Origin of the sequence: Bacteroides sp. CAG:633 (assembly GCF_000435115.1) — a bacterium.
GTDB classification, from domain to species: domain Bacteria; phylum Bacteroidota; class Bacteroidia; order Bacteroidales; family Bacteroidaceae; genus Bacteroides; species Bacteroides ndongoniae.
In genome coordinates, this window is record NZ_FR883157.1 from 1 (window position 1) to 11,671 (window position 11,671).

Annotated in this window: 12 protein-coding genes; 2 read left to right on the forward strand and 10 right to left on the reverse strand. The window is 39.1% G+C overall.

Annotated elements, in window-relative coordinates; genetic code table 11:
- The 10 genes from QVP67_RS15050 to QVP67_RS15095 form a co-directional block, all read right to left on the reverse strand.
- The coding region (locus QVP67_RS15050) for a phage major capsid protein (protein ID WP_288180292.1) at positions 1 to 519 on the reverse strand (519 nt) is incomplete at its 3' end.
- A gap of 31 nt (positions 520 to 550) precedes the next feature.
- Positions 551 to 826 carry a hypothetical protein gene (locus QVP67_RS15055; RefSeq protein ID WP_022164374.1) on the reverse strand — a complete coding sequence of 92 codons (276 nt, stop codon included), beginning with the start codon at positions 824 to 826 and terminating at the stop codon, positions 551 to 553.
- Entirely contained in the window at positions 801 to 980 is a 180-nt protein-coding gene (locus QVP67_RS15060; protein WP_022164375.1) for a hypothetical protein, read from the reverse strand. Before QVP67_RS15060 ends, QVP67_RS15055 begins: the two co-directional genes overlap by 26 nt.
- Positions 981 to 1,061: 81 nt before the next feature.
- Positions 1,062 to 2,870 (reverse strand): BT4734/BF3469 family protein, encoded by a 1,809-nt coding sequence (locus tag QVP67_RS15065; protein WP_022164376.1) that lies wholly within the window; start codon positions 2,868 to 2,870, stop codon positions 1,062 to 1,064.
- 8 nt (positions 2,871 to 2,878) lie between these two features.
- Positions 2,879 to 3,259 (reverse strand): hypothetical protein, encoded by a 381-nt coding sequence (locus QVP67_RS15070; protein ID WP_022164377.1) that lies wholly within the window; start codon positions 3,257 to 3,259, stop codon positions 2,879 to 2,881.
- Between the two features lie 333 nt (positions 3,260 to 3,592).
- Complete coding sequence (locus QVP67_RS15075) at positions 3,593 to 3,943, reverse strand: hypothetical protein (RefSeq protein ID WP_022164379.1); 351 nt, start codon at positions 3,941 to 3,943, stop codon at positions 3,593 to 3,595.
- 16 nt (positions 3,944 to 3,959) lie between these two features.
- Positions 3,960 to 4,166, reverse strand: coding sequence for a hypothetical protein (locus tag QVP67_RS15080; protein ID WP_022164380.1), 207 nt, complete (start codon positions 4,164 to 4,166; stop codon positions 3,960 to 3,962).
- A gap of 699 nt (positions 4,167 to 4,865) precedes the next feature.
- The gene (locus QVP67_RS15085; RefSeq protein ID WP_022164381.1) at positions 4,866 to 5,033 is read right to left on the reverse strand and encodes an NUMOD3 domain-containing DNA-binding protein; all 168 of its coding nucleotides are present in this window, start codon (positions 5,031 to 5,033) and stop codon (positions 4,866 to 4,868) included.
- Positions 5,034 to 5,077: 44 nt separating this feature from the next.
- Entirely contained in the window at positions 5,078 to 6,394 is a 1,317-nt protein-coding gene (locus tag QVP67_RS15090) for a tyrosine-type recombinase/integrase (RefSeq protein ID WP_022164382.1), read from the reverse strand.
- A gap of 236 nt (positions 6,395 to 6,630) precedes the next feature.
- Positions 6,631 to 7,128: a metallophosphoesterase family protein gene (locus QVP67_RS15095; protein ID WP_022164383.1), complete on the reverse strand. Its 498-nt coding sequence runs from the start codon at positions 7,126 to 7,128 to the stop codon at positions 6,631 to 6,633.
- Positions 7,129 to 7,182: 54 nt separating this feature from the next.
- On the opposite strand from QVP67_RS15095, the gene QVP67_RS15100 reads away from it, so the two are divergent.
- Together QVP67_RS15100 and QVP67_RS15105 are read left to right on the forward strand one after the other, a co-directional pair.
- Positions 7,183 to 9,234 carry an RNA degradosome polyphosphate kinase gene (locus tag QVP67_RS15100; RefSeq protein ID WP_022164384.1) on the forward strand — a complete coding sequence of 684 codons (2,052 nt, stop codon included), beginning with the start codon at positions 7,183 to 7,185 and terminating at the stop codon, positions 9,232 to 9,234.
- A 76-nt stretch (positions 9,235 to 9,310) separates the two neighbouring features.
- On the forward strand, positions 9,311 to 11,560 hold the full coding sequence (locus QVP67_RS15105; protein WP_022164385.1) for an inorganic phosphate transporter: 2,250 nt from the start codon (positions 9,311 to 9,313) through the stop codon (positions 11,558 to 11,560).
- Positions 11,561 to 11,671: the final 111 nt, after the last annotated feature.

Genomic DNA, 11,671 nt, shown 5'->3' on the forward strand with positions numbered 1-11,671 from the left:
TTTTTGAATAAAATTTAAACAGTTTCTAAATATGCTTTGTTCAAGTTTTTGATTTATTGCAGTTGCAAGCATCTCAGTTAACAATGACTCAACGTTCTGCGTTTGATTTAGTAACATTTTTGAGACTGTTATATATGTAGTAAGTCGGTGCGGTGCAATGCTTTGCTCTGAAAATTGCGGGTCTGCATCCCCTTTAGCTGCGCCCGTTTCAGGTGCCCAATGGGCCGTTAAGTTGTTGCAAAGCGGAACTTGTACATTATTTTTAAGACTAAAAATAAACTTTGCCCCTGCCTGTTTCAATGCACTTGTGGCGTAAATTGCGCTTTCCAAGTCCCACGCATCAACGCCCGCAACCGCGCTTGCAATAAATCCTCTTTCTTCTTTAGACTTGAAAGGAATACATGTGCCTTGATAGGCAACGCCTGCGACTTGCATTTGTTCAGTTGTTGTATCAATAATTTCTCTTAACTCTTTGCTATAATTCTTTTTAATGCTTGCTTGTATTAATTCTGTTAACATTTTTCTTGTCTATTTATTTTTCTTTTTATTATTATAATTTGTTTATTTCTGCTTGCATTGCTACATACTTGTTAATTAGTTGTTTCTGTGCAGTTGTAAGCTTTCTTTGCTCTGTTTTTTCTTTGCCGAAATCTGCGCCGAGGGTGCGGTTTACAAAGTTTTCAGCTTGTTCTTTTGTAAACTTTCTTTGTTCAATCAAATTCTTTATAATGCCCGCTCTCGCTTCCGACTTTGTTATTTCAACACGCTGTTGCTTTCTTGTTTCTGCGTTTGTTATATTGTTAAGTATTCTTATTTCTTTGTGCATTTTCTTTTTCTTTTAAAGCTGTTATTTCTTTTTGTATAATAGTAAGTCTGTGCAAAACGTCTTGTTTGTATTTGTGTTCTGCATAACTATCTGCAATTTGTACTAATATATACAATATTGCAATTATTATTAAAAATGTAATTGTTGCTGTCATTTTTGTAGTTTTGTTTCTTATATATAAATATGTAGATAGTCTTAAAATTTATAGCTATCTACATATTTTTATTATTATTTTTTACGCTGCTGTTATTGCTTTCTTATAAAGATTTACTAAGCATCCGACTGCGTTTGTTTTTTCTTGCGCATTATAGTATATACTTGTTTGCTTGCTTGTGTCTGCGCCCCTGCGCATGTTCCTAAGTTGCATGTGTAATTTTAAGCCTTCTTCTGTATTATTATATATAGTCTTTAACGCGGATGCTATTGTTAGGCTGTCAGCATGTGTTTTATTAATTAATATGCCTTTTGTTAAGCATTCTGATATTATATATTCAGCTTTCTGTGCATCTGTATAGTGTGCCCAGCCTGCAGGAAATTGTATTTGTGCTTTGTTGGTTGTTGTGTTCTGTGTGCCCTGTTTGATTATTATATCCTCCTTTACATCCTTATATATAACTGCGTTCTTGTTAATATATGTATTGGGGTCATAAGCGATAAAACGCTTTCTGTTAACGTCTTTACACTGCGCATCTATTATCAGCCCTTTTGCTTTAAATTCCTCAGACAGGGCGTTAAAATGCTCTTTAAATTTGTTTGTATCTGCAATTTGCACTAAGCAAAATATGCCCTTGCCGCCTGCGCTTTCTTGCGCGTAGAATACATAAGGAATTTTATTTACAATTTCTTTCATTTCAAAACTTGACATATAGTTATTGTCCTGCCCGTCAATGTCAAGACATATTATATTGTTAATATTTTTTATATTCTCTTTTGTTGTGCCGTCTTGATTAAACGTAACTGAAGGTGCAAAAGCAGGAAAGTTATTTTTCTTATATGCTTGTATATCTGCTTTATCTGTTAGCTGTCTTAATTGTTTTTGTTTGTCTTGTATGCTTGCAGCTTTGTTTAATGCTTCTTGCAGTGTTATTTCTTCTGTTTTTTGTGCATACACATTGTTTAAATAGCTTACTTTTGTTTGCATTAAAGCGTTATAGTTTACTTTGTTTGTTGTAGTGTGTGTTGCATCTGCTTTCGCTTCTGCAACATTAGTGTAGGCTTCTTTTTTTTCTGTATAGTTATTATATATTTCTGTTGCTATCTTTTGCGACATGCTGTTATAAATGCAATCTGTTTCTTCTTCTGCTGCTTCAATATATGTGCCATTTAAACAATATAAGAAATCAGCCGTTGCATTTATCTCGCCTTGCAGCTTGTTATATCTCAACTTATCAACTTTTACAGTTGTTTTGTGTGTATTAAAATTTGTACTTATTATAAGAATGTTATCTGCGACATTTCTAAAATGTATGCTGCCTGCGATGCTTTCACCGTTTAGCTCTTCACCTTGCTGCATCTTTCTCGGATGCGCTACTAAAATAACGCTTACATTATACTTCTTTGCAGCTTGTTTAAGCTCTTTTAAAATGTAGCATATTGCGTTTGTATCTGTTGTTTGTGTTGAAATGTAATTGAAAGGGTCTATTACTACATTATCAATATTATATGTTTCTTTTGCTTCTTTTATTGTTTGTATTATTTGCTCTATTGTGCTTATTTCCGTTGTATCTGCAAATAAAAGTTTGCTTTTAAGTATCTCTTTATCAGCATATTTTAAAAATAACGCAACATGCAAATTAATATCAGTTTCAAAACTTATAAATAACGTTTTTAAGTCAGCATTTTTTGCAAGCATATACATGTAATAATTTAAAAATGTTGTCTTTCCGTTATTTGCCTTGCCTGTTAGAACGCAAAGTTGTTTTTTGTCAATCCTGAATATATTATCTAAATTGCTTATGCCGCTCAAGTAGCCTTTGCTTGACGTTAAGTCAGCTTGTTGTATCTTTTCTATTATACTATCTGTTATTGCATATATTGTTGCCATTTTTTTTGTTAAACAATTACTATCTTATTATTTTGTATGCCTTCTATAATTGTAAAAGGTATTTTGTAGTCTTCTACAGCTAATTTAACGTAAAATTTATTGAAATTGCTATCTTGCAATATTTTACATTGCATTTTATCTGCCCTGCTTAATTTGTTGTATTGTTCTTGCAGTGTTGCATCTGCTGTTTCTTCTGCTTCTGAAACATGTTCCTCTGCGGCTTGTTTTGGGGCTGTTTCCTGCGTTTTTTTATTGTTACAGATAGTCTTATTAACTGCTTGCGTTTGTGCTGTTTCCTGCGGCTTGTTTTGCGTGTCTTGGGGTCTTGAAATTAGTGCAATGCTTTTTTCTGTTAATGTTATCTCAGTTGTGGTTAAATTGTTATACAAAGCGCGCTTGTATGTTATATAGCCTTGTTCTTGCAGGAACTTTAATTCTTTTGCAACAGTTTTCCTGTTATATAAAGTTTCTTTCGCAATGTATGTTTACTCAATTTTTATAACATCTTTTTTTTCATAGTTACAGCGTTCAAGAATAAATGAAAAAATATAATGCGTCGAACGCCTGTTAAAGTTTAGGTTTTTAGTCTTCATGTTATATATCTTTTATTATTATTATCTCTATATATCTTTTTTTTAATAAAAAAAGGGAAAAGGGGGCAAAAGATATATGTAAAAATCCCCCTTGCGGTTGCGACCCGCCCCTTTTTTTTGCTTATTCTATTATAAAATTAGTGTAATTATTCTTTTGCCTTCTGCGTTTATTTGTAGCGCATCTGTTTGTACTACATTTGCATTATTTTGCAATATATTTAAACTTTTTTTTGTTAGCGTAATATCTAACATTTCATACGCGTTATCTTTATTTTTTACAGTGTAATTAATAAAATTTTTTTCTTTTAGATTTTGTACTGCTTTATTATAATAATCTGTTTCTGTTATACAGTCTAATTCATAGATATTTGTTTTTATTGTATCTGTTTTTTCTTCTTCTGCTTGTTGTAAAATTGCAAGCAAATATAATTTTTCTTTGTCTGTTAGTTTGTAGCCTTTTAAATTTTCAATCTTAATCATAGCAATTATTATTTTATTATTTATTTTTAATTTGTTCTTTATAAACTCTGTATATTTCTTTTAATCTTTTACTTAAATTTTGTTTTGCTTCTGCGTGCTCTGCAAAGTATTTTTTTCTTGCAGCAGATATTTTTTGCTTTTGCTCTGCGCTTAATTTTTTATTTTGCTTTGCAGCACGCATTTTTGCTTTGCTTTCTTTTGTATGTTTACTACCTTTTTGCATATTATTTTCTCTTTTTATAAATAAATATATGTTACATTTAAAAAGTCAATATAAAATGCTATAAAAAAAATATGTTATACAACATATTTTGATTTATAAACACATCTTTACATATTTTTTGCAAATATACTATTTTATTATGTTAATTTACAAGTCTGATTTAACATATTGTTTTATGTTTAATAACATGTTTTATTGCTATATGTAAAGATAGCTTTATTATTTATGCAGTTTATTAGTGTGTCTTATAGCTGCTTAAACAGCTATAAGATGGTGAAGGTTGTTTTTTGTTTTTATATTAATTGAAATTATATCTGAATGACTGATTAATTAATGTCTTACTGATTGATTATTGCTTATTGATTGATTTCTGATTGAAAAAAAAAGAAACCACACTAATTTCCCTTTCTGTTAAGAAAGAGGAAACACACTACACTATAGTTTTATATATAGCTATATAGCTATATATTGCAAGGGAACTCACTTCCCAAGGGTAGGGAACTCAGTTCCCAAGGGATAGTCTTTATTATACAATATGTAGGGAACTCACTACCCAAGGGATGGTCTTTATAATAGGTATGGACATTTTGACTATACGTATAGTCTTACATTATCTACATTTTACATTATAAAATAGCAAAAAAAAAGACGTAATTTAATACGTCTTTCTTTAAAAATAAATTTGCAATAAAAATGCAACTAATAATACACGCAATTATTAAGTTGCTGATAAGCTTCTTTGTATGTGTTTCTTATTTTATTTGCGCGCTCTTCTTTTTGCTCTTCCGTCATGCTCGCGTGATATTTTTTCAAACTTGCTGAAATACGCTGCTTTGTTTCTTCTGTGTGTTTTTTGTTTTTGAACATGTTATCTATTATTTTTCTTTTATTATTATATATATAAATATTTTTTAATACATATAAGTTTGAAATGAATTACTATATTCATGTTTTTTAAAAATTTGCTCTATAATGCTTGCTTGTTCTATCTTTTGTACGTCTGCGACATAGTAACGTTGTAACGTGCTATCCTTATGTCCAATTAAGCGCTTTATAGTATTCTCAGGCACTTGCATTGAATACAATTTATTAATAAATGTATGTCGCGACATATAGTAAGTTATATGTTTATATGTTAAGTTATTTTCTTTACATACAGACTTATAATAAGCGTTTAATGCTTTATTTAGTTTATTGTAATAATTGCTTATTCTGCTTTCTTTTTGCTTATCTGTGTACGTCTTTTTTGCGTCTAAGCAATCTAACAAATAATCATTTTCTGTTTTATTTTTTGTAAAGTATTCTAATATTTCTTGTATATATTTCTTATATGTTATTATATTCACATACGTTTTTGTCTTCTGTCTGTAGAGCTTAATGTTTAGTATTTCAACCGTTTCAGGTTTCTTTTGTTCATATTTTTCACGTTCTATATTTAAATCTGTTTCTTGTGTTTGTATTTTTTCAATTTCTAAATCTTTTATTTTCAGCGTTGCCATATCAACGGGGGCAATGCCTTGTAGCGCGATGTGCAAAACAAACAAAAATACAGACTTTTGCTTATTTGTAATTTCTGCTAAATAGTTATAGCTTTTTAAACTATCTTTGTACATTGTAAGTATTGTATTTAATTCTGTTGCAGTTAGATAACGCTCTTTTGTTGCTTGCATCTGCTTATTATATTTAAACTTGTTATAGTTATTAATGTAGCTATTTTCGAGCGCAAACTTATATACAATATTAAACATTTTAACAAGCTTATTCTGCTGTGCTATGCTCTTTTTTTGCCGTAATTTTTGTATAAAATCAGCAAAAAATACATTATCTATACTGCTAATTTTCAATGTACTATATTCTTCTTTTAAGAAGTTTTTAAGCTGTATAAAGTTCTTCTTATAACTGTACGTATTACAGTCTGCAATCTTTAAATCTATTATATCAAATAAGTAAAGTTCCTTCTGTTTGTTGTTTGTTTCAATCTGCTGCACATCTGTAACATTATTATATAACGCTGTTACTTCTTGCAGCTTTGCAGATATTGCAGCGTTCTTTTCCTTGTACGCTCTATCTCGACTGCTAACACTGCTTGTATTAGCGTTCCAATTAGTTTTAGTGCAACTAACCGCAGTACTATAATGTTTGTACTTGCTATCAGAAAAAACACGTACTGCGATTAAATACTCTTTGTTTGCAAGTTGCTTGTTTGTTAGTGTAACAGTTATTTTCATATCCTTTGTTTTTTATAGTTCAAACCGTTGGCGGTTTAAACTTGGTTTAAACTTTTTCTTTTGACACAAAGATATACTATTTCTTACTTTCAAGCAACTATACAGCTTAAAATACTGTTATACAGTACAGTTACATGTATATTCAATTTCTAAATAAACATTACAAGAAGTACAGCGGTACTCCTTTTTTTATGTCCATACCCGAAGGCAGACACACTGTACATACCGCCGCCCCGCTACTTCCGGTCTGCCAGTTCGATGACTTCCAAATCCCTGAATGTACCACTGTCTATCACAAAACGCACCAACGTACGCACTTTGTGAAACCCGCTGATACCTGCCGCTCCCGGATTGATGTGGAGCAGGTCGAACGTCTTGTCATACTTCACTTTCAGAATATGCGAATGTCCGCTGACGAACAGCTTGGGAGGATGCACCAATATGCTGCCCCGTATGGAAGGATCGTACTTGCCGGGGTAACCGCCGATGTGTTTCATCAGCACTTCCGCCCCCTCGACCGTAAAGCGCAATGTCTGCGGATAAAGCCGACGGATGTCCTGCCCGTCAATGTTTCCATACACAGCCCGGAAGGGACGGAAAGCAGCCAACTTTTGTGCTACTTCCAACGAACCGATGTCGCCGGCATGCCAGATTTCGTCACACGGCTCAAAGTACTGCAGATACCGCTCATCCCAATAAGCATGGGTATCCGATAATAAACCTATTTTCACCATAGTTTCTTTGTTTATTAGACAAAGGTAGCTATTTTTGTATAAAACTTAAAGCTCATGGAAAACAGATATTTCAAGCGCGACATCAGTTGGCTGTCATTCAACTATCGCGTACTGCTCGAAGCCGACGACGACAGTCTGCCTCTCTACGAACGCATCAATTTCATTTCCATCTATTCGTCCAATCTGGAAGAGTTCTACAAAATACGTGTGGCCGACCACAAAGCCATTGCCTCGGGAGTCACCCTAAGCGACGAAGAAAGCAAACAGTCGGCAGCCGAACTGGTAGAAGAAATCAATCAGGAAGTCAACCGCCAACTGGAAGAACGTATCCGCATCTATGAGAAAAAGATTCTGCCCGCACTGAAGAAGAACCACATCATATTCTACCAAAGCCGCAACGTAGAGCCTTTCCACCAGGAGTTCGTACGCCGCTTCTTCCGCGAAGAGATATTCCCCTACCTGGCTCCGGTGCCCGTGAGCAAAGACAAAGTCATCTCCTTCCTGCGCGACAACCGCCTGTATCTGGCCGTCCGCCTGTTTCCCAAGCACGCTCCTGCCCAACCCGAATATTTCGTTATGAAGCTGCCCTACAGCAAGGTGCCACGCTTCATCGAACTGCCACGCCAGGGCAACGACTATTACCTGATGTTCATCGAAGACATCATCAAGGCGAACATCGACACCATCTTCCCCGGCTACAACGTAGACAGCAGCTACTGCATCAAGATATCACGCGATGCCGACATCCTGATAGACGATACGGCCAATACGTCGGAAATCATCGAACAGGTGAAGACCAAGATAAAAAAACGCAAGATAGGTGCCGTATGCCGTTTCGTCTACGACCGTGCCATGCCACAGGATTTTCTGGACTTTCTGGTAGACGCCTACCGCATCGACCGGAACGAGCTGGTGCCGGGCGACAAGCATCTGAATATGGAAGACCTGAATCACCTGCCCAACCCCAACAGGAAACTGCTTCCCATCCGAAAGCCTCAGCCTATGAAGCTGACCTGTCTGGACGAGCGCGAATCCATCTTCCACTATATCGAGAAGAAAGACCTGCTGCTGCATTATCCCTATCATGCTTTCGACCACTTCATCCACTTTCTGTACGAAGCCGTACACGAACCGACCGTACGCGAAATCATGGTGACGCAATACCGCGTAGCAGAAAACTCCAACGTCATCAACACCCTGATAGCCGCGGCACAGAACGGGAAGAAAGTCACCGTCTTCGTTGAACTGAAAGCCCGTTTCGACGAAGAGAACAACCTGGCTACGGCCGAAATGATGCAGAATGCCGGCATCAACATCATCTACAGTATACCCAAGCTGAAAGTACATGCCAAAGTGGCCCTTGTGCTGAGACGCGATCGCCAGGGACACAAAATGACAAGCTATGCCTACATCAGCACAGGCAACTTCAACGAAAAGACCGCTACCCTATACGCCGACAGCGGCCTGTTCACCTGCAATCCACGACTGGTCAACGACCTGCACAACCTGTTCCGCACCCTGCAAAGAAAAAAACAGAACCCTAAATTCAACCTGCTGCTTGTGGCACAGTTCAACCTCATCCCCGAGCTGAACCGGCTCATCGACCACGAAATAGAACTGGCCAAGCGCGGAAAAGGAGGACGCATCATCCTGAAGATGAACGCCCTGCAGGACCCTACTATGATAGAACGCCTGTACGAAGCCTCGCAAGCCGGCGTCGAGATAGACCTCATCGTGCGCGGCATCTGCTGCCTCATCCCCGGACAGGAATACAGCCGCAACATACGCATCACCCGCATCGTCGACACCTTCCTGGAACATGCCCGCATCTGGTACTTCGGCAACGGCGGAAAACCCAAGCTGTTCCTGGGGTCGCCCGACTGGATGCGCCGCAACCTGTACCGGCGTATCGAAGCCGTCACTCCGGTTCTGGACCCCGACCTGAAACAGGAACTGGCAGACATGCTATCCATACAACTGTCGGACAAACGAAAGGCCTGTTTCGTCGACGACAAACTGCGCAACTGCTGGAAGTCGCCCCACCCGCAAAAAGAGAAAATACGTTCGCAATACACCTTTTACGAGTACCTGAAAAGCAAATTGTAACACGGTTGTAATATGTATGACATTTCCATGCAACAAAAATGCTGTTCCTTTGCAGCCAAATAAAATACAATAGTTCATGGAAACAATTTATCTGTGTATCGTCATCTTCCTGTTCGTCCTAGCGATATTCGACCTTGTCGTGGGAGTCAGCAATGATGCAGTCAATTTTCTTCAGTCGGCCGTAGGAGCCAAGGCAGCTTCGTTCAAGACAATTCTGTTCATTGCTGCCATCGGAGTCTTTATCGGCGCCTCACTCAGTAACGGCATGATGGACATTGCCCGGCACGGTATCTACCAGCCGGAACATTTCTATTTCGCCGAAATTATGTGTATTCTGCTGGCGGTCATGCTGACCGATGTCGTACTGCTGGATGTATTCAACAGCATGGGTCTCCCCACTTCCACCACGGTATCGATGGTATTCGAGCTGTTGGGAGGTACATTCGCACTGGCTCTTATCAAAGTCTACAGTGATGACTCACTCGATCTGGGAGACCTCATCAACACAGACAAGGCCCTGTCCGTCATCATGGCCATCTTCGTATCTGTGGCCATCGCATTCTTCTTCGGTATGCTGGTACAGTGGCTGGCACGTATCATTTTCTCCTTCAACTACAAAAAGCACATGAAGTACAGCATTGCGCTGTTCGGCGGTGTAGCTGCCACTTCCATCATCTACTTCATGCTGATAAAGGGTCTGAAGGACAGTTCGTTCATGACATCCGAATACAAACATTGGATACAGGAGAACACCGGAATGCTGATCGTAGCGTTCTTCGTATTCTTCACCATCCTGATGCAGATCCTGCACTGGTGTAAAGTCAATATATTCAAGGTAGTGGTGCTGCTGGGAACATTTGCACTGGCACTGGCTTTTGCCGGTAACGACCTGGTGAACTTCATCGGTGTGCCTCTGGCCGGTTATTCTTCCTTTATGGATTATACGGCCAACGGTGCAGGAGCTGGAGCCGATGGTTTCCTGATGACTTCCTTGCTCGGTCCGGCCAAAACACCCTGGTACTTCCTCTTTGCAGCCGGAGCCATCATGGTCTATGCGCTTTGCACCTCTAAGAAAGCACACAATGTAATCAAGACTTCTGTCGACCTGTCCCGTCAGGACGAAGGAGAAGAAAGTTTCGGTAGTACTCCGATAGCCCGTACATTGGTACGTTTCAGCCTGGTATTGTCCAACGGAGTGTCGAAGATTGTTCCCGAAAGTACCAAACGCTGGATTGACACCCGCTTCCAGAAAGACGAAGCCATCATTGCCGACGGTGCTGCTTTCGACTTGGTACGTGCTGCCGTCAATCTGGTACTTGCCGGTCTGCTGATCGCCTTGGGTACTTCATTGAAACTGCCTCTCTCTACTACCTACGTTACTTTCATGGTGGCTATGGGTACTTCGCTTGCCGACCGTGCCTGGGGACGTGATTCTGCCGTATTCCGTATCACCGGCGTGCTGAGCGTCATTGGTGGCTGGTTCATCACGGCTGGTGCAGCTTTCACCATCTGTTTCTTTGTAGCCCTCCTGATTCACTTCGGCGGAACAATTGCCATCGTTGCACTGATTGCACTGGCCGTATTCATGCTGATCCGCAGCCAGGTAATGTACAAGAAGCGCAAAGCAAAAGAGCAGGTTAACGAAACCCTGAAGCAGTTGCTCCAAAGCTCGGACAATGCCGAAGTCATCGAACTGCTCCGCAAGCATACCCGTCAGGAACTGACCAAGGTACTGGAGTTTACCGAAGAGAACTACGAACGTACAGTCACTTCCTTCCTGCACGAGAATCTGCGTGGCTTACGCCGCTCCATGGGTTCGGTTAAATTCGAGAAACAGCTTATCAAGCAGATGAAACGTACCGGAACATTGGCCATCAGCCGCCTGGACAACAATACAATCCTCGAAAAAGGTCTGTACTACTATCAGGGCAACGACTTTGCCAGCGAGTTGGTATACAGTATCGGACGTCTGTGTGAGCCCTGTCTGGAACACGTCGACAACAACTTCAAGCCGCTGGATGCCATCCAGAAAGGTGAATTTGCCGACGTCAGTGAGGACATCACTTACCTGATACAGACTTGCCGCCACCGCGTAGAAGACAACAACTACGACGGCATGGAAACGGAAATCCGCAAAGCCAACGAACTGAACGGCGAACTGGCACGCCTGAAACGTGAGGAGCTGCAACGCATTCAGGGTCAGAGCAGCAGCATCAAAGTGAGCATGCTTTACCTGACCATGCTGCAAGAAGCACAGAACGTGGTGACCTACACCATCAATCTGATAAAAGTCAGCCGCAAGTTCCAAAGCGAAGAAGAGGCATAACAAGCCTGTCGACACAACTTTTACATAGAACAACCGCAGCATTCGGAGACTGTTACAGTCTTTTGAATGCTGCGGTTGCTTTTTTATCTATTCCCGTTCCGGATTTTATCC

Excerpts from the sequence above, each read along its gene's own strand:
- QVP67_RS15100 (WP_022164384.1), top strand. The coding sequence starts at position 7,183 with ATGGAAAACAGATATTTCAAGCGCGACATCAGTTGGCTGTCATTCAAC.
- QVP67_RS15065 (WP_022164376.1), bottom strand. The coding sequence starts at position 2,870 with ATGGCAACAATATATGCAATAACAGATAGTATAATAGAAAAGATACAA.
- QVP67_RS15085 (WP_022164381.1), bottom strand. The coding sequence starts at position 5,033 with ATGTTCAAAAACAAAAAACACACAGAAGAAACAAAGCAGCGTATTTCA.
- QVP67_RS15090 (WP_022164382.1), bottom strand. The coding sequence starts at position 6,394 with ATGAAAATAACTGTTACACTAACAAACAAGCAACTTGCAAACAAAGAG.
- QVP67_RS15095 (WP_022164383.1), bottom strand. The coding sequence starts at position 7,128 with ATGGTGAAAATAGGTTTATTATCGGATACCCATGCTTATTGGGATGAG.
- QVP67_RS15055 (WP_022164374.1), bottom strand. The coding sequence starts at position 826 with ATGCACAAAGAAATAAGAATACTTAACAATATAACAAACGCAGAAACA.
- QVP67_RS15060 (WP_022164375.1), bottom strand. The coding sequence starts at position 980 with ATGACAGCAACAATTACATTTTTAATAATAATTGCAATATTGTATATA.
- QVP67_RS15075 (WP_022164379.1), bottom strand. The coding sequence starts at position 3,943 with ATGATTAAGATTGAAAATTTAAAAGGCTACAAACTAACAGACAAAGAA.
- QVP67_RS15105 (WP_022164385.1), top strand. The coding sequence starts at position 9,311 with ATGGAAACAATTTATCTGTGTATCGTCATCTTCCTGTTCGTCCTAGCG.
- QVP67_RS15080 (WP_022164380.1), bottom strand. The coding sequence starts at position 4,166 with ATGCAAAAAGGTAGTAAACATACAAAAGAAAGCAAAGCAAAAATGCGT.